21 protein-coding genes and 1 pseudogene are annotated in these 24,121 nt (G+C 62.2%); 6 read left to right on the top strand and 16 right to left on the bottom strand.

The window, feature by feature from the left end; translation table 11 throughout:
- The first annotated feature begins 192 nt into the window (after window positions 1–192).
- Complete coding sequence (locus KIP88_RS30730; RefSeq protein WP_214491884.1) at window positions 193–1,185, top strand: tripartite tricarboxylate transporter substrate binding protein; 993 nt, start codon at window positions 193–195, stop codon at window positions 1,183–1,185.
- Between the two features lie 49 nt (window positions 1,186–1,234).
- Here KIP88_RS30730 and KIP88_RS30725 read toward each other — a convergent pair whose 3' ends face one another.
- On the bottom strand, window positions 1,235–3,832 hold the full coding sequence (locus KIP88_RS30725; protein ID WP_249791134.1) for a VCBS domain-containing protein: 2,598 nt from the start codon (window positions 3,830–3,832) through the stop codon (window positions 1,235–1,237).
- Between the two features lie 279 nt (window positions 3,833–4,111).
- Between KIP88_RS30725 and KIP88_RS30720 the strand changes: the two genes are divergently transcribed.
- Both KIP88_RS30720 and KIP88_RS30715 read left to right on the top strand, forming a co-directional pair.
- Window positions 4,112–4,759: a FecR domain-containing protein gene (locus tag KIP88_RS30720; RefSeq protein ID WP_214491882.1), complete on the top strand. Its 648-nt coding sequence runs from the start codon at window positions 4,112–4,114 to the stop codon at window positions 4,757–4,759.
- A gap of 121 nt (window positions 4,760–4,880) precedes the next feature.
- On the top strand, window positions 4,881–5,750 hold the full coding sequence (locus tag KIP88_RS30715; protein ID WP_214491881.1) for a tetratricopeptide repeat protein: 870 nt from the start codon (window positions 4,881–4,883) through the stop codon (window positions 5,748–5,750).
- Between the two features lie 39 nt (window positions 5,751–5,789).
- On the opposite strand, the gene ccoS is transcribed toward KIP88_RS30715, so the two are convergent.
- The 10 genes and pseudogenes from ccoS to KIP88_RS30665 form a co-directional block, all read right to left on the bottom strand.
- A complete protein-coding gene (gene ccoS / locus KIP88_RS30710; RefSeq protein WP_214491880.1) occupies window positions 5,790–5,957 on the bottom strand; it encodes a cbb3-type cytochrome oxidase assembly protein CcoS in 168 nt (55 codons plus the stop codon).
- Window positions 5,954–8,230: a heavy metal translocating P-type ATPase gene (locus tag KIP88_RS30705; protein WP_214491879.1), complete on the bottom strand. Its 2,277-nt coding sequence runs from the start codon at window positions 8,228–8,230 to the stop codon at window positions 5,954–5,956. The genes ccoS and KIP88_RS30705 overlap by 4 nt, the downstream gene beginning before the upstream one ends.
- Before the next feature lie 24 nt (window positions 8,231–8,254).
- Window positions 8,255–9,046, bottom strand: coding sequence for a DUF2189 domain-containing protein (locus tag KIP88_RS30700; RefSeq protein WP_214491878.1), 792 nt, complete (start codon window positions 9,044–9,046; stop codon window positions 8,255–8,257).
- Window positions 9,047–9,065: 19 nt separating this feature from the next.
- Window positions 9,066–9,284 (bottom strand): hypothetical protein, encoded by a 219-nt coding sequence (locus KIP88_RS30695; RefSeq protein ID WP_214491877.1) that lies wholly within the window; start codon window positions 9,282–9,284, stop codon window positions 9,066–9,068.
- Complete coding sequence (gene ccoP / locus KIP88_RS30690) at window positions 9,281–10,162, bottom strand: cytochrome-c oxidase, cbb3-type subunit III (RefSeq protein ID WP_214491876.1); 882 nt, start codon at window positions 10,160–10,162, stop codon at window positions 9,281–9,283. Before ccoP ends, KIP88_RS30695 begins: the two co-directional genes overlap by 4 nt.
- Window positions 10,163–10,230: 68 nt before the next feature.
- Window positions 10,231–10,392, bottom strand: a pseudogene (locus KIP88_RS30685) (cbb3-type cytochrome oxidase subunit 3); the annotation flags it as partial.
- 2 nt (window positions 10,393–10,394) lie between these two features.
- Window positions 10,395–11,120, bottom strand: a complete 726-nt coding sequence (gene ccoO / locus KIP88_RS30680) for a cytochrome-c oxidase, cbb3-type subunit II (protein WP_214491875.1) — start codon at window positions 11,118–11,120, stop codon at window positions 10,395–10,397.
- A gap of 6 nt (window positions 11,121–11,126) precedes the next feature.
- Window positions 11,127–12,785, bottom strand: coding sequence for a cytochrome-c oxidase, cbb3-type subunit I (gene ccoN, locus KIP88_RS30675; protein ID WP_214491874.1), 1,659 nt, complete (start codon window positions 12,783–12,785; stop codon window positions 11,127–11,129).
- Window positions 12,786–13,260: 475 nt separating this feature from the next.
- Window positions 13,261–14,241: a tripartite tricarboxylate transporter substrate binding protein gene (locus KIP88_RS30670; RefSeq protein ID WP_214491873.1), complete on the bottom strand. Its 981-nt coding sequence runs from the start codon at window positions 14,239–14,241 to the stop codon at window positions 13,261–13,263.
- 237 nt (window positions 14,242–14,478) lie between these two features.
- Window positions 14,479–15,717, bottom strand: a complete 1,239-nt coding sequence (locus KIP88_RS30665; protein WP_214491872.1) for a glycosyltransferase family 87 protein — start codon at window positions 15,715–15,717, stop codon at window positions 14,479–14,481.
- 266 nt (window positions 15,718–15,983) lie between these two features.
- On the opposite strand from KIP88_RS30665, the gene KIP88_RS30660 reads away from it, so the two are divergent.
- Window positions 15,984–17,240: a S1C family serine protease gene (locus KIP88_RS30660; protein ID WP_214491871.1), complete on the top strand. Its 1,257-nt coding sequence runs from the start codon at window positions 15,984–15,986 to the stop codon at window positions 17,238–17,240.
- Between the two features lie 129 nt (window positions 17,241–17,369).
- Here KIP88_RS30660 and KIP88_RS30655 read toward each other — a convergent pair whose 3' ends face one another.
- A complete protein-coding gene (locus KIP88_RS30655; protein WP_214491870.1) occupies window positions 17,370–17,675 on the bottom strand; it encodes a hypothetical protein in 306 nt (101 codons plus the stop codon).
- Window positions 17,676–18,147: 472 nt separating this feature from the next.
- Between KIP88_RS30655 and KIP88_RS30650 the strand changes: the two genes are divergently transcribed.
- Window positions 18,148–18,417, top strand: a complete 270-nt coding sequence (locus KIP88_RS30650; protein WP_214491869.1) for a hypothetical protein — start codon at window positions 18,148–18,150, stop codon at window positions 18,415–18,417.
- Window positions 18,418–18,561: 144 nt separating this feature from the next.
- Here KIP88_RS30650 and KIP88_RS30645 read toward each other — a convergent pair whose 3' ends face one another.
- Both KIP88_RS30645 and KIP88_RS30640 read right to left on the bottom strand, forming a co-directional pair.
- Entirely contained in the window at window positions 18,562–19,155 is a 594-nt protein-coding gene (locus KIP88_RS30645; RefSeq protein ID WP_249791133.1) for a hypothetical protein, read from the bottom strand.
- An 84-nt stretch (window positions 19,156–19,239) separates the two neighbouring features.
- Complete coding sequence (locus tag KIP88_RS30640) at window positions 19,240–19,704, bottom strand: Lrp/AsnC family transcriptional regulator (RefSeq protein WP_214491868.1); 465 nt, start codon at window positions 19,702–19,704, stop codon at window positions 19,240–19,242.
- 161 nt (window positions 19,705–19,865) lie between these two features.
- On the opposite strand from KIP88_RS30640, the gene KIP88_RS30635 reads away from it, so the two are divergent.
- Complete coding sequence (locus KIP88_RS30635) at window positions 19,866–20,879, top strand: 1-aminocyclopropane-1-carboxylate deaminase (RefSeq protein WP_214491867.1); 1,014 nt, start codon at window positions 19,866–19,868, stop codon at window positions 20,877–20,879.
- 4 nt (window positions 20,880–20,883) lie between these two features.
- Here the strand turns inward: KIP88_RS30635 and recQ are convergent, their stop codons facing one another.
- Together recQ and KIP88_RS30625 are read right to left on the bottom strand one after the other, a co-directional pair.
- Window positions 20,884–22,740 (bottom strand): DNA helicase RecQ, encoded by a 1,857-nt coding sequence (gene recQ, locus KIP88_RS30630; protein WP_214491866.1) that lies wholly within the window; start codon window positions 22,738–22,740, stop codon window positions 20,884–20,886.
- The gene (locus KIP88_RS30625; protein ID WP_214491865.1) at window positions 22,740–24,116 is read right to left on the bottom strand and encodes a VWA domain-containing protein; all 1,377 of its coding nucleotides are present in this window, start codon (window positions 24,114–24,116) and stop codon (window positions 22,740–22,742) included. Before KIP88_RS30625 ends, recQ begins: the two co-directional genes overlap by 1 nt.
- Window positions 24,117–24,121: the final 5 nt, after the last annotated feature.

The raw sequence follows: 24,121 nt of genomic DNA, 5'->3' as shown, positions 1-24,121 counted from the left end.
CTCAAGAACATGGTATCACGCCGGTCTGCCTGCGAGCTACGCTCGCTTTGTAATTGATTTGCGCAGGCGCAATCAGCATGATCCGAAATCATGCGATGCCACGCTGTTTTCAGCGGCGCAGCTTCGCCAACGAGCGCACGTCCGCAAGAATGCGGCATAACAACAAAAACAAAGACTTTGGAGGACGCCATCGTGATCAATCTCCCTTTTAGAAGCGCCCTTATGGGCTTTGGCCTCCTGATTGCGGCGCTTTCGCCGCAGGCCCATGCGCAATCCAACCCCAAGACCGTGACGCTGGTGGTGCCCTTTGCGGCCGGCGGTGGTACGGATACCGTCGCTCGCCTGATTGGCGAACGGATGTCGCGGACGCTCGGCCAGACCGTCATCATCGAGAACGTGGTCGGGGGCGGCAGCACGCTGGCCAATGATCGTGTTGCCCGATCGGCGCCTGACGGCTCGACAATCCTGATCAATCATGTTGCGCTGCTCGCAGCGCCCAGCCTGTTCACCAACCTGCGGTATGATACGAAAACGGCGTTCGAGCCGGTCGGCCTCGTCAACAACGCGCCGATGGTCCTGATCGGCCGCAAGTCGATCCCCGGCGAGGGTCCGAAGGACCATGTCGCCTGGATCAAGGCGCAGGGCGACAAGGCGAACTTCGCGCATGGTGGTCTCGGGACAAACAGTCATCTGTGCGCCGTGATGATGGGCAATGTGCTCGGCTTCAAACCGACGGTCGTGGCTTATCGCGGATCAGCCCCCGCAATCGGCGATCTGCTGGCGGGGCAGATCGACTTGCTGTGGGATCAGGTGACCAACGCACTGCCGCAGATTCAAGCCGGTACGCTGTACGGGATCGCCATTACGTCGCCGAAACGTCTCGAGCAGTTGAAGGACGTGCCGACCACCGCCGAGCTCGGCATGCCCGAGGTCAGCTACTCGATGTGGCATGGGCTCTACGTGGCGAAGGGCACGCCGAAGGAGACCATCAATGCGCTGAACTCGGCGCTCCGCGCGGCGCTCTCCGAGCCGGAGCTGCTGGAGAAGCTCAAGCAGCTCGGAACCCTGCCATTCCCTGACAACGACTTGACGGCTGAGGCGCATGCGCGCCTGTTCGCCGCCGACCTGCCACGCGTGGCCAAACTGATTGAAAGCTCGGGAATCAAGGCGAGCGAGGCGAAGTAGGGCGTCTCGTGCGGCGTGGAACGGCTGCGTTGGAACCGGCGCAGCTCCGTCACACGATCAGATCGTGCGGCGCGCGGGTAGCGACATCGGTACCCGGCTGGCTCCAAACGGAAGTGTCGGATAGCTCGGTCGTTTGGGCTGCCTCTGAAATCGCTGGCGGTGCACTGGTTCCTGCAGCGTTTTCGCGGGAGCTGATCGACGCCGGGATATCCTCTGCAAGGTCGATGACAGCAGAAGTGCTTGCGTCGGACATCTTGTCCTTGAAGTGGAACGTGTCGTCGGCGCCGTTGATGGTGATTTTCACCACCTGTGCGGTGCCGTCGATGGTGGTCACCTCAAAGCAGTCGGTCAGCGTGTCGCAGTCATTGAGCGCCTGCACTTCGCAATTGGAATTGTCGAGCTTGTAAGTCCAGACGCCGTCCGCCGTCATCGTGAAGCTGCCATAGCCGCCTTCGCTCGCCTTCGGCCAGCACACTTCCGTGAAGGTATTGGGCCTGTTGTCGACGTCGGTATCGGTGAGCGTGCCGGTTGCGATCGGCGTGCCGTATGTGCAAGCGCCAGCTTCGGTTACCGAGCCGGTCGTGGCGCCGGAGATGATGGCGGCGTCGTTGGCGCCGTTGATGGTGATCGTCACCACCTGCGGGGTACCGTCGATGGTGGTCACCGTAAAGCAGTCAGTCAGCTTGTCGCAGACATTGAGTGCCTGCACTGCTTCGTTGGTGTCGTCGAGCGTGTAGGTCCAGACGCCATCCGTCGTCATGGTGTAGGTGCCATAGCCGCCGGTGCTCGCCTTTGGCGAATCGATCGCCGTAAAGGTGTTGGGAGTGTTGTCGACGTCAGTGTCGGTGAGCGTGCCGGTGGCGGTTGGTTTACAAGATGCGGAATTGGCCACGCCGCCAGCCTCGATGACCGAGCCTTCCTTGGTTCCGCAAATGATGGCGGCGTCGTTGGTGCCATCGATGGTAATCGTCACCCGCTGCGTGGTGCCATCCAGAGAGGTCACCTCGAATGTGTCGGTCAGCTTATCTCCGACATTAAGTGCCTGCACCGCGCAATTGGCGTCGTCGAGCTTGTAGGTCCACACGCCGTCTGCCGCTATCGTGAAGGTGCCATAGCCGGCCTCGCTGGCCGTCGGGCAATCGACCGCCGTAAAACCGGGCGCGTCGTCGACGTCGGTAACGGTGAGCGTACCGGTCGCGGTCGGCGGGTCGCACTTGGCGCCGCCGTCCTCGATCACCGATCCTGTCGTGGTGCCCGAAATGACTGATGCGTCATTGGTGCCGTTGATGGTGACTGTCACCACCTGGGCGGTGCCGTCGATGGTCGTCACCGTGAAGGAGTCGGTCAGTTTATCGCCGACGTTGAGTGCCTGCACCGCGCTGTTGGAATCATCGATCGTGTAGGTCCAGACGCCGGCCGCCGACATCGTGAAGGTGCCGAAGCCGCGCACGCTGGCGGTCGGAGTGTCAACCGTCGTAAAAGTATTGGGCGCGTCATCGACGTCGGCGCTGGTGAGCGTCCCGGTGGCGCTCAGCGTACTGAGCGTGCTCAGCGCGACCGGCGCGGCGTTGGCGACGCTGCTCGCCTCGATCGCCGTGCCATCGGTGGCGCCGGAGATGATGGCCGCGTCGTTGGTGCCGTTGATGGCGATCGTAAAGGGTTGATTGGCCGACAGCGTCCCGTCGGATACGGTGATCGTGAAATCCGTGGTGGTCGGCGCAACAAGCGCATTGATCGCGTCATTGTCCGGAACGAACGTATAGGCGCCTGTCGTACTGTCGACGTAAAGCGTACCGTAAGGACCAGCCCTCGATACGTCGTAGGTTGCGCCGTCGATCACGGTGCTGCCGGCGGTTCCCCCGCTGACGCCGAAGGTCAGTGTAACGCCACTGTTGGCACTGCTGGCAAGGAAAGTGCCGCTTGTCGCAGTGAAGACGTCAAAGACCGTGGTGTCGATTTCAGTCGGCCCAACTATCGCATTCAGCGTCGGCGGCGTTGGCGGTGGAGGCGGTATTTTCCCGACAACCATCTCCTCGACTGACGCGAGGATTACCGCAGGCAAAACCGGCACATCCTGCTCCGGGGCAGAACCATCGGTCTGGATGAAATTGATCGGTTGCACCGGCAGCGTCTCGAGGGAAGGAGGCGTGCTCGATCCCGTCGACCCCAGTCCTTTCTCGTAGGTGGCGAGCGCTTCCTGTTGGGCCGCCTGCAATTCGGCCATTCGCGCAGCGGAGTTTGTGCTTTGACTTACACTGACCGAGGACCCTTGGGAACGCAGGACGATGGTTTGTCCGGGATCATCAACGAGGAGGTATCGAGGTATCACCTCCTTGGTGACCAGCTCGAATGCGCCATGGGCGAGGTCTTTGTATGTGATGTTGCCGTCGTCCAGGATCGTGACATCAGGGTCGGCGGCCTCGGCCTGCTTCCCAAGCACGAAGGTAAGTGCTGTGAGCCACAGCATGCCGAACCTGCCGGCACGAGCCCGACTTCGAGAGCCGCCGGTCTCGTCTTGGGCGGCAGCGCAGGTCGCGCGCTCAAGCGAGCCGAACCCGGCCGCGGACTGAACGTTGCCGATGCGGGGAGACGGGGCCACGGCGGCCTTACGTTCGTCCCCGGTCCCGGCGTGGGACCTGACGAGCATGGCCCTACCCCGTTTGCCACTTACCCCGTGCGATTTTTCGTGGTCTGGCTTTTTCCAGCCCATGAGGCAAATATTTAGCGCTGCCAGCCAAGGGGCCAGCCGCAGAAATTTCCTGATCCAACTTAGCCCAATCCATGGGCGTTAGGCTTTAGGCTCAAAAGGAGTAATCCTTTCGAGCGAACGCTGGACGATGCCTTCCCCGGACATCGGGTATAATATTGCCCGTCAAAGAGCCCCTCAGCGCTCTCCCGGACAAGGTCTTCTCAGGAAGGGGGGATCATGTGCACGCATGCCATTGCCGCATTGGTGACAGGCTTCGTTCTGGCGACGGGCGGGTTTTTCGTCGCGCCAGTTCACGCACAAGTCAGACCCGCCGTTCAGGATGTCGCGTCAAAACCGATTGGAAAAGTTGTTGTCGCCACAGGCTCGGTCACGATTGAACGCGCGAGTGCGCTGGTCGTTCAGGTGGGTACCGCAGGTCAGGCTGCTCAGGCGAAGGTAGGCGATCTCGTCTATCAGGGCGATGCGGTTGCGACCGGCGCCGACGGCAAGGTCGGCATCAACTTCACCGACGGCACCTCGTTCAATCTGTCGAACAACGCGCGAATGGTTTTGAACGAGTTCGTGTACGACCCAAACAGTACGTCCAATTCCAGCTTGGTCAATCTCACCAAGGGCACGTTCACCTTTGTCGCCGGCAAAGTCGCGAAGACTGGCGATATGAAGATCGACACCCCCGTCGCGACCATGGGCGTTAGAGGCACCACGCCACGCGTCGAAATTTCCGATGATGGGACGGTCAGATTTTCCACGCTCATTGAAGAAGGCAAGAGCAAGGTCGCGCGAAAGCCGGGGCCACCAGCGGCGCTGCAGCCCGACCAAAAGCCTTTTCCCAAGTCTAATCTGAACATCTGTCGGGGGTGCTAAGGCTCGTTCCTGGAGCAAGCCGTTCAGGGTGCGAGAAGCTTGTCAGTCAACCAGCCTCGGGCGTGCCGCGTTCAGATCAACGGCCGCCCCATACGCTGGTTCCAACATTGGAAAGTCTGATATGGAACTGAGTGCGAGCAGGCGCATCATCCACGGCCTCGCGCCTGCTTTTGCCTTGCTGCTACTTGGCTCACTGGCTGCCGCGCAGAGCCCCAAGAAGAGCGACTATGTCGCGAACATCGCGCTGTGCAACGGCTCGGATCGCACATCGTTCGCAGCCCGGATCGATGGTTGCACGGCGCTCATCGATTCCGGCCAGGGTACGACGACGGCGCTTGCGATTGCCTATAACAATCGTGGCAATGCCCATACGGCAAAGGGAGACCTTGACCGCGCCATCGCCGATTTCGATCAATCGATCAAGCTCGATCCAGCTTACGCCAAGCCCTTCAACAACCGCGGCGCGGCTTACTTGCGGAAGGGCGAATACGACCTCGCCCTCAAAGCGTTCGATCAGGCGATCAGGCTCAATCCGAACTACGGCAGAGCTTTCGTCAACCGTGCCGGAGTCTACCTGAAAAAGAATGAGTACGATCGCGCAGGCCGGGACTACGACGAGGCCATTCGCCTCGAGCCCAATCTGGAAGCCGCGTGGAGCGGACGCTGCTGGACCCGGGCCATCCTCGGCGCGTTGCAGGCGGCGCTTGAGGACTGCAACAGGGCGCTTCAGTCGTGGCCGAACGACGCCGCCACCCATGACTCGCGTGGATTGATCCATCTGAAGATGGGACAGGCTGGCGCGGCGATCAATGACTTCAGTTCCGCGCTGCGTTTCGATCCGAAGCTGGCGAGTGCGCTCTATGGGCGCGGGCTGGCCAGGCTCAAGAACGGCGACAAGGCCGGCGGCGATGCCGATATCTCCGCGGCAAAGACGATCCAGGCCGGGATCGATGATGACTTTATGCGCTATGGCGTGCGAGCCAGTAACTGATCAGCGAGAATAATAGGCGTTCGGCCGATGGTTGAGCTGTCATTGCCCAGACTTCGTCCGGATCGGAACGTCTTCTTCCTGCAGGATTCGCACGGCTGCCCCTTCCAGATCGTCATATTGTCGGGTCTTGAGCGACCACATGAAGGCCGCGAGGGCGGCGAGGCCGAGCCCGAGCGCGATGGGTATCAGGAAAAAATAGTCCTTCATTCGGCAGCCTCCATCGCGGCTTTGGTCGGGAGCCGAGCACCTCCAGCAGCGTGTGCGCTCCTTCGTCGGCTCTCGAGGCGAAGCGCGTTTGCGACCACCAGAATGGACGATCCCGACATCGCCACTGCCGCAACCAGCGGCGTCACATGGCCGAGGATTGCGATCGGCACGGCGATGACATTGTAGGCCGTCGCAAGAGCAAGATTCTGGCGAACGAGCCGGCCGGCGCTTCGTGCGATGGAGATCGCCAGTGGCACCGCGGTCAGGCTCTCATGCAGAAAAACCATGTCAGCGGCGTTGCGTCCGACGTCTGCCGCTGAAGCCGGCGCCATCGATGCATGCGCTGCCGCCAGCGCCGGCGCGTCGTTCAGTCCGTCGCCGACCATCAGGACCTTGCGGCCGGAAGCTTCGAGCGCTGCAATGTGTGTGGTCTTGTCGCCAGGCAACGCGGCAGCAAGCCAGGGAACGCCGAGTTCGGCTGCGATCGGCCGTACCGAGATTTCGCGATCGCCGGAAATCACCTGAACCCGAAATCCCATCTCCTTTAGCTCGGCGACCGCCGTTGCCGCGTCCGCCCGCAGCCGATCCTCGAAGCGAAAATCCGACAGGCGGCTGCCATCCTTTGCGAGCACGACGGATTCGTTGCCGGAAATCGAGCCTGCTTCGGTTACACCGGCGAGCGCCCATTCCGGCCGGCCCAGTCGGTAAACTGAAGCGCCAGAACGCGCCTCAAGTCCGTATCCGGGATGCTCGGAGATCTCATCGAACGCGATATGAGGTGCGGGAAGGCCGGCGCCGGCCTCGACCAGCGCACGTGAATAAGGGTGGCGCGAATGCGCAGCCAGTTCAGCGGCGATTGCGGTTGTCTCACGGCTTGCATCACACGATCCGATCAGGCGTGGGACACCGGCCGTCAGCGTCCCGGTCTTGTCGAACACGACCGTGTCGGCCTCGGCAAGGCGCTCAAGAGCGCCGCCGTCCTTCACCATGATGCCGGCATCGAACAGCCTGCGGGCCGCGACCACCTGAACCATCGGCACCGCGAGACCGAGCGCGCAAGGGCATGTGATGATCAGCACGGCAATGGCAATTGTCAGCGCATGATGCATGTCGGCGGTTGCGACAAGCCAGCCGACAAACGTCATGAGTGCCGTCAGGTGGACCGCCGGCGCATAGAGGCTCGCAGCGCGATCCGCAATACGGCGATAGCTGGAGCGCCCCTGCTCGGCGGCTTCCATCATCCGCACCATCTCGCCGAGGAACGAATCGCCTGATGTCGCGGTCGCGACAATGGTCAGAGGTCCCGTCAGATTCAGCGTTCCCGCCCGCAGGACAGAGCCGGTGGCGACCCGGACGGGCGCATGCTCTCCCGACACCAGCGAGACGTCCATTTCCGATGACCCCTTGGTGACGGTCGCATCGACAGGCACACGGTCACCGGCCGCCAGCAAAATGGTCATCCCGGTCCGAATCTCGTTTGTCGGGAGATAAAGCTGCGTACCGTCCTCCTGCAGCACGAACGCGCCACGTGCAGAAAGCTGCGCCAGCCCCTTTACCGCAAGCCGGGCGCGTTCACGCACCATGTGGTCGAGCGTGCGTCCCACCAGCAGAACGAACAGCAGGGAGATAGCCGCGTCGAAATAGGCATGCGGGCCAAGCACCATCGTCTCATAGAAACTCATGCCGAAGGCCAGCAGTACGCCAAGCGAGATCGGCACATCCATATTGGTGCGTCCGTGCCTCACGGCCTGCCAGGCCGATCGGAAAAATACCCGGCCAGAGTAAGCCAGCGCGGGCAAAGCGATGATCGCCGACAGCCAATGAAACAGATTGCGGGTCTCGGCTTCGGCGCCCGCCCAGACCGACACTGAAAGCAGCATGATGTTGCTCGCAGCGAAGCCCGCGACAGCGAGCGCGCGGACGAGTTCCGATCGTGCGCCATCCCCGCTGTCGGGCTCGAAATCGAAAAGATGCGCCTGGAAGCCGGCCTGTTCGAGCGTCTCGATGAGCGGCGGCGGAGGTCCGTCGGCTCGCCACTTGACCGTTACGCGCCTGGTCGAAAGATTGACGCGGGCGCTTTCCACGCCGGCCAGCCCGTCGAGCGCCTTCTCGATCGTCCGAATGCATGCTCCGCAGTGGATCGTGGGCACGGACAAGTCGGTTTGGCGAACACCATCGGCGACGATGGGGCTGGCAAGCAGCACTTCCTCATCGGCTGCGCGCGCATCCGGCCGCAGCGCTACCAATCCAGCTTGCGAACCGCAACAACTCATCGGAACAACTCCAGGTGCCGTACGTCAAACTTCAGGCCGTATCGCCCGGTACGCGTGCCAGCTTCCGTGTCCCAGCACCGGGAAAATGACGATCATTCCCAGCAGTCCGGTCGCGATGCCGATCACGATCAGCACCAGCATGATGGCCGCCCAGGTCAGCATGACGGGCAGATTGTTCCAGACCAGCGCCATGCTGGTGCCCATGGCAGTAAGAGCGTCCGTCCGCTCCGACAGCAGCATCGGGATCGAGAAGGCGCTGATGGCAAATGCGAACGCCGCAAACAGCCCCCCGATGGCGCTGCCGATCAGCAGCATCGCCCAGCCGACCTCTGTCGTGAACAGCATGGGAATGATGCGGTCGAGACCGGGAAAAGGCCGCAGGCCGAAGAACAGCGCATACACGATGACAGCGGCGCGCATCCACAACAGTGTCAGCAGAAAGAGCAGCACGCCTGCGAACAGAACCTGGCCACCGGACTCCGGCCTGACGAAGACCATCTGCCACAGGCTGACGGACCTGCCTTCTGCAATGCGCCGGCTTTTTTCGTACAGTCCGATTCCGATTATCGGACCGACGACCATGAAACCGGCAAACGCCGGGAGCAGGATGTAGTCGAGGCGAAGCGCGAACAGGCCGACGGTGGTGACGACGGAGACCAGAAACACCAGGAGTCCATAACTGATGCTGGCTCCCGGATCGATTGTGAAGTCGCGCCAGCCGGCCGAGAGCCAGTCAAAAGCGGCTGCGGGAGCGACGTTTCGCTTCCAGGTCCGCGCGCGCGGCAGAGGTGGAACAACGGCCGGTATCGGCGTCATCATCGATCTCCCTGCTGGTTCATCGCGGCGTGCATGACGATCGTGCCGCGCTGAACTTTCCGTCCCTGCCGGAACCCTCGCCCTGGCGCACATGCGCGACGCATTCCGGTTGCGACATGATGGCCACATAGACGAGGTGCGAATTGGCGATCAGCAGCAGCAACAGCCCGGCGCCGACCGCGAGCCAAAGAACGGCCCTTGTTCGGATCGGCCTCGTTGCTGTGCCGGTCGCGCTCATCGTTCGCTCCGGCGGAGGTCGAACAGATAGAGCGCCAGAATTTTGCGGTCGAGCGGAGGGAGCCTTCCGTCCCAGCTTGGCATGTGGCCTTGCCGGCCGCCCCACACGGTATCGTAGATCGACTCGGCGTCGCCGCCGTAGATCCAGGACCGGTCCGTCAGATCAGGTGCGCCGAGCTCGGCGTTGCCCTTGCCGTCGTCGCCGTGGCAGGTGACGCAATTGGCGGCAAAGACGGCCTTGCCGGCCTCGATTTTCGCCGCGGGCACGTCCTTGGCGACAACGGGATCGGAAAGGCTGCGCACGTAAGCCACGACGTCGTCGATCTCGCCCTTCTTGAGCATCTGATCGCGGCCGAACGCCATCATTTGCGAGGTCCGGCTTTGCGGGTGCGCCGAGTTGATGCCGACGCGGATCGTCTCGGCGATGCTTTCGGGATCGCCGCCCCAAAGCCATGACGCCGTCGTCAGATTGGGAAACGCCTTGCCGCCCTGTGCGCTGGATCCATGACACGGCGCACAATTGTCGCCGAACAGCGTGCGACCGGTCTGCCGCACGTTTTCCATCAAGCGGGGATCGGCCTGGATTTGCTTGAAGCTTTCCGCCTCGATGCGTTTGGACCAGGCGCTGCGTTCAAGCGCCGCCTGCGCCAGGCTTTCACTGACGGTGGTGCGCTGATCGATGCCGAGCAGTCCCTTCGTATAGGTCACTCCCAGCGGCCATGCCGGATACAGCACCCAGTAGACGACGGAGAACAGGGCCGTTGCAATCAGGAAGAAATAGACCGGCCGGGGTACCGGCGTGTTCAATTCCTTGATGCCGTTCCATTCGTGACCGGTCGTCATGTAGCCGGAATGGGGATCGCGTTCCTCTACCGCCATGACTGATCCCTATGTGACTGATCCCTATGTGACTGATCCCTATGTGACTGATCGCTATGTGGTTGATCCCGGTGCGGCTTGTCCTCGTCCCCGAGTATGGATTTCGCCGCCTTGTCGAACCGCTTCTTGTTCGACGGCCAGAATGCGTAGGCGACGATGATGATCGAAAGCGCGATCAGATAGAACAGACCGAACGACTTCGAGAACCAGACTGTAAAATCGTGGTCCATGATCAGCCTCCCGCGGCGTGTTTGTGCGCAGCGTCGGTCAGCTTGCCGAGAATTTGCAGGTAAGCGACCAGGGCATCCATTTCGGTCAGTTGGCCCGGCTTGCCGTCGAAGGCGCGGACATTCGTCGCCGCACCGTAACGCTTGGTAACGCCTTCGGCGAAGGGCGTATCAGGTGTCGCCTGTCCATAGGCATCGGACTTCGCGTTGGCGATCATCTCGTCGGTGTAGGGCACGCCGACCTTGCGAAGCGCCGCCAGATGAACGCCGAGGTCGTCATAACGCAGTTCAGTGCGGCCGAGCCACGAATAGTGCGGCATCACCGATTCCGGGACGACGTCCCGGGGATTGTTGAGGTGCCGCACATGCCATTCGTCCGAATATTTGTTGCCCATGCGCGCGATATCCGGCCCGGTCCGCTTCGATCCCCAGAGCATCGGATGATCGTATTTGGATTCGACGGCGAGCGAGTAAGGGCCGTACCGCTCCACTTCATCGCGCAATGTCCGGATCATCTGCGAATGGCAGGCGTAGCAGCCTTCGCGGATGTAGATATTGCGGCCTGCGATCTCGAGCGGCGTGTAGACCCGCATGCCCGGGGCCTCTTCGACGGTCTGGTTGATCGTGAACAGCGGTATGATCTCCACCGCACCGCCGATGGCGGCAACGACGATGATGCCCAGCACCAGGCCGATGGTCTTGCGCTCGAGCCGGTAATGCCAATTGAACATGCCGCTTCACTCCGCCGGTTGAGGCGCGGAAACGCCTGCGAGCGTGGGGACCGGAAGGTCGCCAGCCCGCTCGTCGGCCGGCTGATCGGCCGTCCGCATCGTCATCCAGATATTGTAGCATGCGACCAGCGCGCCGATCAGGAACAGCAGGCCGCCGATAGCGCGCGCGATATAATAGGGATGCATCGCAACCAGGGTGTCGACAAAGGAATAGGCGAGCGTTCCGCTTTCATTGTAGGTCCGCCACATCAGCCCCTGGATGATGCCGGAATTCCACATCGCGAACACGTAGATCACCGTTCCGGCAAGCGCGAGCCAGAAGTGAACCTCCACCAGCCTGGGCGAATACATCCGCTCGCGCTTCCAGAGCCACGGCACCGATGCATAGATCGCGCCGAAAGTGATCATCGCGACCCAGCCGAGCGCCCCGACGTGCACGTGGCCGACGGTCCAGTCGGTATAGTGCGACAGCGCGTTGACGGAGCGAATGGCCATGAACGAGCCTTCGAAAGTGACGATGCCGTAGAATACTGCGGCGACCATCATGAAGCGCAGGGTCGCGTCGTCGCGCACCTTGTACCAGGCGCCGTTCAGCGTCAGCAGCGCGTTGCCGGCCGACGCCCATGAGGGAACCAGCAGCATGACCGAGAACGTCATGCCGAGCGTCTGAACCCAATGTGGAAGCGCGGTGTAATGCAGGTGGTGCGAACCCGCCCACATGTACATGAAAGTGATGCCCCAGAAGCTGATGATCGACATCCGGTAGGAGAAGATCGGCCGGCCGGCACGCACCGGAAGGTAGTAGTACATCATGCCGAGGAAGCCGGCGGTCAGGAAGAACGCGACGGCGTTGTGTCCATACCACCACTGCGTCATCGCGTCCTGCACACCGGAAAATGCCGAATAGCTCTTGGCATGACCGATTGAAACCGGGATGGCGAGGCTGTTGACGATGTGGAGGATTGCCACGACGAGGATGAAGGCCAAGTAGTACCAGTTCGACACGTAGATATGCGGCTCCTTGCGGCGAGCCAGTGTGCGCAGATAGAGGATGAGGTAAGTCACCCACACGATGTCCAGCCAGATATCGGCATACCATTCCGGCTCGGCATACTCTTTCGACTGCGTAACGCCCATCAGGTAGCCGGTTGCGGCGATGACGCAGAACAGGTTGTAGCCAAGCAGAACGAACCACGGACTCAACTGGTCCGGCAGGCGTGCACGCGAGGTTCGTTGCACCACATAGAAGGAGGTGGCGATCAGCGCATTGCCGCCGAAGCCGAAGATGACGCCGGAAGTGTGCACCGGACGGAGGCGGCCGAAGCTCGACCAGGCCGCGTCGAATGTCAGGTTCGGATTAACGAGCTGCCAGGCGATCCAGTCGCCGACGAAAAGCCCAGCGACGACCCATACCATTGCCAGGATAATGCCCATTCGGCTGGGATCGTCGAAGTATTGGTCGAGTCGGTCTTCGCCGGGCTCCGGTGCGTAGTACCCGGAGATGACCCAGAAGGCTCCCGCAATCCCCGCCAACAATACGATCGCCCCGTGAATGCCGAGCGGATCACCTTGTCCAGCCACCGCCATGGCAAATCCGCACAAGGAAATCGCCAGCAGGATAATGAGCGCAAGTTGCCGCTCGTACCTTGTCAGTTGAGCGATCATGAGCTGCAGCCCCCTTGAAGCAACGTGAGGTTGATTTTAGGGAACCATGCCCATCCGATGTATTGGAGCGCAAGAATAATTCGCATGGATGACAGTATTCAGAGAATTGACATCGATGACTTGATCTAGGTCAACAACCGCGACGTCAGGCGGCATGTCCGAGCTTGTTATGGGCTAACACATTATGCGACTTCGGCTTTCGCCTCGACGGGCGGCCGCGATCTCTCAGGAGCAGGAATAGCCAAAGCCTGATCGCCGCCTGTGCATCGAGCATAGACCGCACATAAAAAGGCGGCCGCTATGCATTAGCCGCAAACCGAGATTGGGAATTTTCGTGCTGGCGAACAGCACAGATAAGCGCCATACGCACCTGATCGGGCGCAAGGTATGCAAACAGCGACGGCGGAGGCTCTTTCAAGCTCTCCGCCGTGCCGGCTTCTCGTCTTACATAATTGCGAGCCTGTCTTGCCGAAGGCTAGTCCAGCTTCACGTTCGCTTCCGTCACGACCTTGCGCCAGCGTTCGATTTCTGCGGACACCATTTTCGCGAACGCAGGACCCGTGACATCGGGGACATCGGAGCCGTTGCGCTCCCAGGCTTCCTTGATGGCGGGTGTCTGCATGGCTTTCTGCAATTCCTTGACCATCTGCTGGACGATCGCCGGCGGCGTGTTCTTGGGGGCGAACAAGCCGTACCAGGTCGACACTTCATATCCAGCCAGGCCCGCTTCCGCGGCGGTCGGAAGATCGGGGAATGCCGGCACGCGTTTCGGCGCGGCGACGGCAAGCGCGCGCAACTGTCCGGCCCTGACGGGCGCCGCCGACGAACCGAGGCCGTCGAACACGACTGGGACGTGGCCGGCGATGAGATCCTGCATCGCGGGGCCGGCCCCACGATAGGGGACGTGCTGAATGTTGGTCTTGGTCAGGATCTTGAATAGTTCGCCCGCCAGATGATGCGTAGTGCCGGCGCCGGCGGAGCCGTAGTTCAATTTGCCCGGATTGGCTTTGGCGTAGGCGATGAACTCGGCGAGCGTCTTGGCGGCGACCTTGTCCGGATTGACGACCACCACCTGCGGCGGCCGCGCGATCAGCGCCACCGCGATAAAATCCTTCTCGATGCTGTAGTCGAGGTTGGGATAGAGCGAGGGTGCGATGGCGTGATGCGCCGCGCCCATGAAGAAGGTGTAGCCGTCCGGCGCGGCCTTTGAGGCGAGCGATGCGCCAACGGTGCCACCGGCGCCTGCGCGGTTTTCGATCAGCACGCGCTTGCCCAACTGTGTGTCGAGCTGGGCCGCCAGCGGGCGGGCAAAGGCATCGGTGCCGCCGCCGGCCGCGAACGGCACGATAAAGGTGATCGGCTTGTCCGGCCATGTCTGGGCCTGGGCCTGGCCGGCCACTGCGGATACGACCGCGATAAGTGCAAACAGGGCGCACCGGACAACTCTTGGTTTCACGGTATTTTCCTCCGGCTATTGCAGATTGGGCGTCCGCCCTCAGGCGGCGCGATTGGTCTTTTTTGCCTCGCTGGTTCCGGCGTTCAGCCGGAATGGACAGGGGGCAGCGGGGCCTTACCGTATGCAAGATGCCACGCGTGATCCATTAAAATATCGGTAGGAAACAAGGCGACACCGGGGCGTTTGGTCGCTGCCAATGGACAGCCGGACAAATGTTCCGGGAGGGGTTGCGCCCAGCTATCCGGCAGGAGCCTGGCGTACGGCCACGGCCGGAACTCCGGGACGGAGCAGGAGTACGATCAGCAGCACGGGAAGGAGCGGGACGATCCTGGCCACGGGAAACAGCAAGGGCGGGCTCAGCAGCGGCATCAGCCAGATCATGAACGCCAGCGTCCAGCACCACAGCGGCAGCGGAGCGCTGCGCGCCATCAACCAGAACGCCGCTGCGATCACCAGCAGCGTCCCATCATAGGGTCCGGAATGCGGCGCCGCGAGGACCGTGGCGGCCAGAAAGATCGCCGTCTTTTCCCTTGTACCCAACCGCGATCGGAAAGCGATGACGACGGATACCGCCGCGCCGAGCGTGGCGAGCAGTTGAATCCACGACGCCAGCCGCTCCGGCGCGCCGAGCAGAATCGCGCAGGTATAGACACTATGGCCCCACATGCGGCCGTACTCGATCCACTTCTGGTTCGGGCTGCTGAGATTTTCGAGAATCAGGGGAAACCAGCGCAGCCACAGGTCCCATCCGAAAATCAATCCACTCGCGATCACCATGGCCAGCGCGGACGAGCCCGCCGCCAGAAGCGCGCGCCATTGCCCGGCCGCGATCAGGGCGATCGGGACCAGGATGCAGAACTGGGGTTTGAACGTCAGCAGACCCAGTACCAAGCCGCCGAGATAAGGACGCCGTTCGAGAAGGCCAAATCCGCCGACGATCAGGGCTGCGACCAGAAAGACGGCCTGCCCGTTGATCGCATTGATGGCCGACGCCGGACAAGCCAGCGCGGCCACGAGCAGGGCGCCTGATGGCAGGACGGCTCCCGCACTCGATCGAAGCGCTACTGCGAGCAGGGCGCCGGTCACGACCTGAAACGCCACGTAGGAGCCGAAGAAACCCAATGGCGCGAACGGCAGCAGAATCAGCAGAAAGCTCGGCGGATAGGCCCATGGCCGAAATTCCAGCGGCTTGGAGAGCCAGCCTGCAAAATTCGTGTTGAGGAAGTCGGTGAAGCGATCGCCATCGAAGATCAGCGGCGCGTTGCCATCGAGGACCGAGCGGATCGCGCCGTAGAAGACCATCCAGTCGGTGCCGAGGGTATTGTAGTCGAGCCCGATCTTGCCTGGATATGGAATGGTCGTGACCAGAACCAGCCAGACGTAAAATGACATCACGAGGCCGGGGATCAGCACGACCGCGGGCGGATGCAGCACGTTCCTTTGCTCAAAATTGCCTCCGCCGTGTGCCAAGTCCATGCGTTGTCCTGCCAAGCGATGAGTTGTCTTGCTGCGGGCGGATGCGAATCGGCGTCGATCTTACGACGATCGAGACCATGCGCCGAATGATCCGGCAAAGAACTTAACGAAAGCGCTCCGGCAGTAGGGCCGGCTGCAGGCATGAACCGATGCCGTGCCAATTTTTTCGCTCCCGTGGCACGAAATTTCAGCCTTCTCGTACAGTCCAAATGGACTCCGGTTGCAAAGGCAAATATGCTCGCTCTGGGTGTGTGGGGAAAACGCTTATGAAATGCCGTGCTGCTGCGGTCGCAGTTCTATTGTTTACGATTTTTGCCAATTCGAATGCGGATGCGCGCGGGCCCTACGGCTCGATCAGCGTCGGCAACTGGAAGGGTGGGGCTTACACCAACGACGAGACCGGGTCTTTCACCCACTGCGCAGCCGGCGCCCGATATGCCAGCGGCGTCTTTTTTCTCGTGATGATCGACAACAATGGCGGCTGGAGCCTCGGCTTCATGCATGAGCAATGGAAGCTGACGACCGGGGCGGCGTTTCCGCTGACCCTGACATTCGACGGCCAGCAACCGTTCAACGTTCATGGCGTCCCGATCGCCGACAAGCTGGTTCGCGTGCCAATGCCGAGCAATTCCTCGCTCATCGCCCAGTTTCGAAAGGCGAAGGCGATGACGGCCTATACGCAAGGCCAGCTCTTTCAGTTCAACCTCGACCAGACCGGGCAGCTATTGCCGGTATTGGCGCATTGCGTGGCCAAGGTCAGGCAAACGGGCGTGGCCAGCGCCGGTGATTTCTCGGTCCTTCCCGCCGCCAAGGCGGTCGCCGCGGCGGCACCGGACTCAGGCCCGGCCAAGCCCGACAGGCTGTTCGACCAGAAGGGCACCGGCTTCCTGGTGAGCGCGAATGGACACCTCGTGACCAATGCGCACGTGGTGCAGGGCTGCGTCGGCGACATCCAGGGCAATCCGTCCGGCGAGGCGCCCGCCAAACTCCGCCTGGTGTCGAGCGACGAGACCAACGATCTTGCTCTTTTGCAGGTTACAGGCTCGTTCAAGGACGTCGCCAAAATCAGGGACAAGGCGATCCAGTCCGGCGACAGCGTCGTGGCGATCGGCTATCCCTTTCACGGATTGCTGACATCCGATTTCACGGTGACGACCGGGATCGTGAGCTCGCTCAGCGGCATCCTGAACGATACGCGCTTCCTGCAAATCAGCGCGGCCGTTCAACCCGGCAACAGCGGCGGGCCGCTATTGGCCGCGAGCGGCGACGTGGTCGGTGTGGTCGCGGCGAAACTGAATGCCATCAAGTTCGTGAGGGCGACGGGCAACATTCCCGAGAACATCAATTTCGCCATCAAGACCGGGGCGCTGAGGGATTTTCTCGATAACAGCGTGGTGCCGTATCAGATCTCGGACGCCAAGGACGAGTTGAAGACGGCGGACATCGCGCGCAATGCGCGGGCGTTTACGTTTTTGATCTCCTGCAAGGCCAAGGGGAAAGAAAGAGAGACCGCAAAGAACTAGCGCGCCTGACGGCGCTCGGCCGCGAATTCAGCGTGCGCATCCCCTGTGCCAGCATGCCGATCCGCTAGCTCGAAACCTCCTGCGCGCGGGACCCGCCGGATAGCCGGCGGCGTTCAGGCCGGTGAACGCTTACCGCGAACCGCCGCGGCTGTGAGCCGCTTGGGCATTCCAGCTACTCCAGCTCACGCTGGCGAGGCTTCGCTGGTCTGTCGCAAGGGGCCGCCGGGTTTGCCGCTCATAGGCGGCGATGATGTGCTGCGACTGCCGGATTTTCTGCTCGAGCTCGGCAATCGCCTTCTGCGTCTTGCCGGTCCTGCTCGCCTGAGCGGACACGCCCACCGTGAACCTCGCGGTCTCGATGTTCTTCAAGGTCTCGCGAAGCTTCTTGAGCTGGGCGCGGTGCCACGCAATGGCGCTGTCACTGTCTACCGGCATGCAAACCCTCCTGATTCGTGGCCGAATCTAGCACGCATCTGGCAAGTTGGGCCAAGGGGTGGCCGCCGCAGGTCATCGGGAGCCACCGGTTTCGCACGGCGCGGTTCGGACGTTCCCGATTTCGACCCTTTTTTGCCATCGAAGCGACCGCGGGCGAGCCTTCAAACAACAAACTTGCATGGCGATCTGTGCTCAGCGCGGTCCCCTCTTATCGTCCAGGCGGCAGAATGCCGGCCTGGCGCAATGGAGCGTGCGATGAGCGAAGTTGAATTCGATAGAATTGTCGATGCCGTGCGGAAGGAAATCGCGCTTGCACCGGCGTTGAATTCGTTGACGGCATTGCGGGCTTCCGACTGGCGAGTGAAGGTCGCCGGCGACAAGCCAACGTCCCAACGTCGCACTCCCATCGTCAGGATTCGTCACGTAGGCGAGGGGCGGAAGCGATACAGGTAAAACGATACTGGGTGAGCTGATGGAACGATCGGTGTTCGAAATCGTGAAGGCGCCGCTGGGCTGGTCGGTATTTGCCGATAACGTCAAGATCGGTGGCGTCTACGATTCGCGAGGTGCCGCCCTTGAGGCCGCCACACTGGCGGCATCCTATACGATCAGCGACGGCGTCGGCGTTCAGATCAACGTGCCCGGCGCCGAGGACGAAAAGCCGCGATGGACCGTCGCATTCGATATCGCGAGTTCCATTCTGCCCACGCGGAGCGGGCGCGAGCGAAGCGGCTCACGGTAAAGCCCGTGTGAAGGCAATAACTCGACCTTGACTGCCAGCCTCCACGCCCTGGGAGGACTTTCAATCTAGCATGAGCTTGTCCGCGCAGTCGCGAGCCATGCGTGGATCGACACTGGCCGCCGTCGGTTTTCCGCCGGCGGCCTTTCATTTTACATCGTCGAACGGCGATACCGCGGGGCTGCCGACGCGCATCCGCTTGATGCGGCGCACCGCCATCGGCGCGCCGTCGGACTGGTACTGCAGTTCGTACTTCTTGCCGTTCTTGTCGACAGCGGTGCAGGAGATGCTGGAAAGTTCGAGCGTCACGAAGTTGCCGACCTGCTTGCAGAGGCCGGCGGTCGATTCGACTGACGGCACCGGCAGGCCGTCGGCCTTCGGTCTGTCCTTGGATTTCAGCAGCATTCGGTCGATCGGCAATTCGTATAGATTGGCCTCCGGCCTTCGCCCGTTGTCGCCGGAGAATGTGATGATGTGGCTGTCATCGTCGGGATCGTCGAGCGCCACGGTGAAATTCGCCCGGCCTTCCTCGGTCTGGAAGAACGCAACGGCCCGGCAGGCAAAATCCCGTCCCGCGACCTTGAGCGTGCGGCACTTGCCGGACATCATCGCGAAGATGACGGTATCGGGCTCTTGCCTCTGAAGTTCGTCCGAGGCGTGGGCCGGCATTGCAATGAAAATGATGGCAAGGGCGAAAGCCTGCCGGCAAAATTTCATGGTCATGCCCGGTTGATAGGACATGGCGCGCTGTGTGACCAGAGTCTCGCAAGGTTCCGGAAGATCACCAGGGTAAGATAGCCCCTGTTTCGCGGTGCCAACCGGCAATCAGAAATCGAGCGGCGCGTTGTCGACCACCTCCTTCATGACAAAGAAGGTCCGGGTCTGGCGGACGCCCGGCAGCGCGATCAATTGGTCGCCATGGATGCGGTTGAAATCCTCCATGTCGCCGACGCGGATCTTGAGGAAGTAGTCGAAATCGCCGGCGACCAGGTGGCAATCGAGCACGAATTTCAGCTGCGCGATCGCCCGTTCGAAGGCGGCAAAGCTTTCCGGTGTGGAGCGGTCGAGCACCACGCCCACCATGACGAGGGCGCCCTTGCCGACCTTGCGCGGCGCCACCATCGCCCTGACCTGGGCGATGAACCCCTCGTCGAACAGCCGCTGGGTGCGGCGGTGACAGGTCGCGGCGCTGACACCGGCCGTTTCGGCCAGCTCGGCATTGGTCAGCCGGCCGCTATTCTGCAGCAAACGCAATATCTTAAGGTCGATGCGATCGAGCCTGCTGCCCATGAAAGAATCTCTCGAATATTTGCCAAATAGCGGATGAAATACTAATTCAAATTGGTATCTATGCAATAATCACGAAGAATAGCCGATAACATAGAGAGCACCTTTCGAGCACTCGATGATAGGGCCGTTCCCGAAGATCAGGACCATTAACGGGGATGACGATGCTGGAGAAATTCGAACGCTATCCGCTCACCTTCGGGCCCACCCATATCGAGAAGCTGGAGCGGCTGACGCAGCATCTCGGCGGCAAGGTCGAGCTCTACGCCAAGCGGGAGGACTGCAATTCGGGCCTGGCCTTCGGCGGCAACAAGCTGCGCAAGCTCGAATACATCATCCCCGATGCGATCGCTTCCAATGCCGACACGCTGGTCTCGATCGGCGGCGTGCAGTCCAACCACACCCGCATGGTCGCAGCCGTTGCGGCCAAGATCGGCATGAAGTGCCGCCTGGTGCAGGAAAGCTGGGTGCCGCATGAGGACGCCGTCTACGACCGCGTCGGCAATATCCTGCTCAGCCGTGTCATGGGCGCGGATGTGCAGTTGGTCGATGAAGGTTTCGACATCGGCATTCGCCAAAGCTGGGAACAGGCGATCGCGGATGTGAAGGCCAAGGGCGGCAAGCCCTATGCGATCCCGGCGGGCGCCTCCGTGCACAAATATGGCGGGCTCGGCTATGTCGGCTTTGCGGAGGAAGTCAGGGCGCAGGAGAAAGAACTCGGCTTCGCCTTCGATTACATCGTGGTCTGTACGGTCACCGGTTCGACCCACGCCGGCATGCTGGTGGGATTTGCCAAGGACGGCCGCGCCCGCAAGGTGATCGGCATCGACGCTTCCTTTACGCCGGCCCAGACCAAGGCCCAGGTGCTCGATATCGCCCGTGGCACCGCCGGCCTCGTTGAATTGGGCCAGGGGATCGTCGAGGACGATGTCGTCCTGATCGAGGACTACGCCTATCCGGCCTATGGCGTTCCCTCAGAGGAGACCAAGGAGGCAATCCGGCTCTGCGCGCGCCTCGAAGGCATGATCACCGATCCCGTCTACGAGGGAAAATCCATGCAGGGCATGATCGACCTCGTGAACAAGGGCTATTTCCCGAAGGGATCGAAGGTGCTCTACGCCCATCTCGGCGGCGCGCCCGCGATCAACGGATACGCCTACACGTTCCGGAATGGATGACCGCTCAAGCGTCGGCCGCTCGCACCAGCGCGAGCAGCTCGTCGCCGTAATGTTCGAGCTTCTTGTCGCCGATGCCGGGGATGTTGCGAAGCTCGTCGAGCGTTGCCGGCCGCGCCGCGGCGATGCCGTCGATGGTGGAATCATGCAGCACGACATAGGCTGGCACGCTTCGCTGGCGCGCGATATCGGCGCGCCATGCCCGCAGCGCCGTCTGCAGGCCGGCGTCGGCGGGCTTGGTCTCGGCGCGCGGTGCCAGATCGCCGCGCCTTGATTTGGCGCGGCTGGCGCGGATGCGTGTTCCGGGCGCCGCCTCGCGCAGCATCACTTCGGTCTCGCCTTTCAGGACGCCGCGTGCACTTTCCGTCAGCTTCAGCGCGCCAAAGGCTTCGCTGTCGGCCTTGAGATGGCCCATGGCGACCAATTGGCGGATCACGGCGCGCCATTGCTTTTCGTTGTGATCAGTACCGATACCGAACACGGACAGCTTGTCGTGGCCGAACTGCGTGACGCGCTCGGTCATGCGGCCGACCAGCACGTCGATCAGGTGCATGGCGCCAAAACGTTGCCCGGTTCGGTAGGCGCAGGACAGCAGTTTTTGCGCGGCGACCTTGCCGTCGCGCAGCTGCGGCGGCGACAGGCAGTTGTCGCAATTGCCGCAACTGCCTGCGTGCACGGCTTCGCCGAAATAGCCGAGCAGGCGGCTGCGCCGGCAGCCCGCGGTTTCCGCCAGCGCGACCAGTGCGTCGAGCTTGCCGATCGACACGCGCTTGAAGGCGTCGGAGCCGGTGGATTCGTCGATCATGCGGCGCTGTTGCACGATGTCGGACAGGCCATAGGCCATCCAGGCGCTGGAGGGTTTTCCGTCGCGCCCGGCGCGTCCGGTCTCCTGGTAATAGGCTTCGATGCTTTTCGGCAGGTCGAGATGCGCGACGAACCGCACGTCCGGCTTGTCGATGCCCATGCCGAACGCGATGGTGGCGACGATGACGACGCCGTCCTCGTTGATGAAGCGATCCTGGTTGCGGGCGCGAATGCCGGCGTCGAGGCCGGCGTGATAGGGCAGGGCCGGGATGCCGGCGCTGGTCAGCGCTTGAGCGGTGTCCTCGACCTTGGCGCGCGACAGGCAGTAGACGATGCCGGCGTCGCCCGCGTGGCGTTCGCTGATGAAGGCCTTGAGCTGAGCGGGGGCGTTCTGTTTTTCGATGATCTCATAGCGAATGTTGGGACGGTCGAAACTAGCGACAAAGCTTGGCGCGCCTGAGAGCCCGAGCCGGGCGATGATCTCCTTGCGCGTCATCTCGTCGGCGGTCGCGGTCAGTGCGATGCGTGGCACGTCCGGAAAGCGTTCGGCGATAACAGACAGGCCGATATATTCCGGCCGGAAATCGTGCCCCCATTGCGACACGCAATGCGCCTCGTCGATCGCAAACAGCGCAATATTGGCTTGTCCAAGCAAGGACAGGCAGCGTGGCGTCAAAAGCCGCTCAGGAGCGACGTAGAGCAGGTCGAGGTCGCCGGCGAGCAGCCGCCGCTCGACTTCCGAGGCTTCGTCAAACGACAGCGTCGAGTTCAACACCGCCGCGTTGACGCCGGCCTCCAAAAGTCCCGCGACCTGGTCGCGCATCAGCGCGATCAGCGGCGACACCACGATGCCGCAGCCTTCACGCAACAAGGACGGCAGTTGATAGCACAGCGACTTGCCGCCGCCGGTCGGCATCAGCACCAGGCAGTTGCCGCCGTCCGTCACGTGCCGGACGATTTCCTCCTGCGCGCCGCGAAAGGCCGGCAGGCCGAACACGGAATTCAGAACCGACAGCGCGTCGGGAACAGCGTCGCGATGAAGGGCTGCAGGAGGAGACATTACTGATAGCTCGCCACGATATCCGACACCGCGCGTTCGAGCTGCTTGGCGGTGGCGCATTGGCGGACCACGGTGCAGAAGGTCGAGTAGCGCGGCATTTCGGAATCGCCCCAGCCCCAGGCCATGCGGCCCTCCGGATTAAGCCAGACCACCCGCTTCGACCGCTCGGCGATGCGGCGAAGGATGTCGGCGCGGGGATCGAGGTTGTTGCTGCGGGCGTCGCCGAGCACGATCACCGTGGTCTGCGGCGTGATTGAGCTCATCCAGCCGTGTTCGAAATCGTCGAAGGAGTTGCCGTAATCGGATGAGCCGAAGCCGACCTTGGACATGATCTCGGCCATCGCCTCTTCCGGCGATTTGGATTCCAGGATGTCGCTGACTTCGATCAGATGCCCTGAAAACGCAAACGAACGGACGTCGTCCACGACCTCGTGCAGGCTATGGATCAACAGCAGGAAGAAATCGGACACCCGCGCCACCGAGCCCGAGACGTCGCAGAGCGCGACGATTTTCGGTCTGTCGCGGTGCCGGCGTTTCCAGGCGGTGAGGAACGGCACGCCGCCCCAGGCGGCGTTGCGGCGGATGGTGCGACGCACGTCGAGATGGCCGCGGCGCTGGCGTTTGCGCGGCTTGGAGTAGCGTTCGCGCAGCCTGCGCGCGATCTGGCGAATGAGATTCCGCATCTGCTCGACCTGCCGCGGCTCGATCCGCGACAACGGCGCATTGCGCAGGATCTCGTTGCGCAGATTTTCAGCTTCCTCGCGGCCGTAGAGCATCAGCGCCTGTGAAACGGTCTCGCGCACCGTGCCGCGCAGCCCGTCCAGCGCGTTGGTCAGCCGCTCCGCCAGGGCAGGGTTGGTCGCGGCGAGATTGTCGAGATCGTCGCGCAGACGCTCGATGCCCATCTGATCCAGGACGCGGCCGGAGAAAATGCCGCGCTGCGTGAAATAGCGGATGTCGGACAGCGAGGCTGCGCTCGCCGCGTTGGCGATGGCCGCCGAAATCTGGTTGCGGTCCTGCGCCAGCAGCATCTGGGCGAGCTGCCCAAGCCCGTCGGCCTGCTCGTCGCCGCCGCTTGAATCGCCGGGTGAATCGGACGCAGCGTTGGATCCGGAAGGCTCCTGCTCGTCGGCCTTGCCGTCCTCGAGCGGTGACTGCGGCTCGGGCTGATCGAAGAACAGATCGAAACAATCGCCGAGCGCCTTCTTCTCGTCCTGCGTCTTGGCCAGCGTCAGCAGGAACGTGTCGCGCAGGATAGTGCGGTCGGCAAAGCCGACCTTGGAGACAGCCCGCATCGCGTCGATGCTTTCGGCCGGCGAGAGCCTCACGCCTGCGCCCCGCGCCGCACGAAAGAAGCGATGCAGGTTCTCTCTCATCCGTT

The organism is Bradyrhizobium sp. SRL28 (assembly GCF_018596315.1).
Lineage (GTDB): Bacteria > Pseudomonadota > Alphaproteobacteria > Rhizobiales > Xanthobacteraceae > Bradyrhizobium.
This window is presented reverse-complemented; position numbering and strand designations above follow the sequence as displayed.

Coding starts and splice junctions, on each gene's coding strand:
- KIP88_RS30665 (WP_214491872.1), bottom strand. CDS start 15,717: ATGGACTTGGCACACGGCGGAGGCAATTTTGAGCAAAGGAACGTGCTG.
- KIP88_RS30645 (WP_249791133.1), bottom strand. CDS start 19,155: ATGTCCTATCAACCGGGCATGACCATGAAATTTTGCCGGCAGGCTTTC.
- ccoN (WP_214491874.1), bottom strand. CDS start 12,785: ATGATCGCTCAACTGACAAGGTACGAGCGGCAACTTGCGCTCATTATC.
- KIP88_RS30640 (WP_214491868.1), bottom strand. CDS start 19,704: ATGGGCAGCAGGCTCGATCGCATCGACCTTAAGATATTGCGTTTGCTG.
- KIP88_RS30650 (WP_214491869.1), top strand. CDS start 18,148: ATGGAACGATCGGTGTTCGAAATCGTGAAGGCGCCGCTGGGCTGGTCG.
- KIP88_RS30715 (WP_214491881.1), top strand. CDS start 4,881: ATGGAACTGAGTGCGAGCAGGCGCATCATCCACGGCCTCGCGCCTGCT.
- ccoS (WP_214491880.1), bottom strand. CDS start 5,957: ATGAAGGACTATTTTTTCCTGATACCCATCGCGCTCGGGCTCGGCCTC.
- recQ (WP_214491866.1), bottom strand. CDS start 22,740: ATGTCTCCTCCTGCAGCCCTTCATCGCGACGCTGTTCCCGACGCGCTG.
- ccoO (WP_214491875.1), bottom strand. CDS start 11,120: ATGTTCAATTGGCATTACCGGCTCGAGCGCAAGACCATCGGCCTGGTG.
- KIP88_RS30695 (WP_214491877.1), bottom strand. CDS start 9,284: ATGAGCGCGACCGGCACAGCAACGAGGCCGATCCGAACAAGGGCCGTT.
- KIP88_RS30720 (WP_214491882.1), top strand. CDS start 4,112: ATGTGCACGCATGCCATTGCCGCATTGGTGACAGGCTTCGTTCTGGCG.
- KIP88_RS30725 (WP_249791134.1), bottom strand. CDS start 3,832: ATGCTCGTCAGGTCCCACGCCGGGACCGGGGACGAACGTAAGGCCGCC.
- KIP88_RS30660 (WP_214491871.1), top strand. CDS start 15,984: ATGAAATGCCGTGCTGCTGCGGTCGCAGTTCTATTGTTTACGATTTTT.
- KIP88_RS30705 (WP_214491879.1), bottom strand. CDS start 8,230: ATGAGTTGTTGCGGTTCGCAAGCTGGATTGGTAGCGCTGCGGCCGGAT.
- KIP88_RS30625 (WP_214491865.1), bottom strand. CDS start 24,116: ATGAGAGAGAACCTGCATCGCTTCTTTCGTGCGGCGCGGGGCGCAGGC.
- ccoP (WP_214491876.1), bottom strand. CDS start 10,162: ATGGCGGTAGAGGAACGCGATCCCCATTCCGGCTACATGACGACCGGT.
- KIP88_RS30655 (WP_214491870.1), bottom strand. CDS start 17,675: ATGCCGGTAGACAGTGACAGCGCCATTGCGTGGCACCGCGCCCAGCTC.
- KIP88_RS30700 (WP_214491878.1), bottom strand. CDS start 9,046: ATGACGCCGATACCGGCCGTTGTTCCACCTCTGCCGCGCGCGCGGACC.
- KIP88_RS30635 (WP_214491867.1), top strand. CDS start 19,866: ATGCTGGAGAAATTCGAACGCTATCCGCTCACCTTCGGGCCCACCCAT.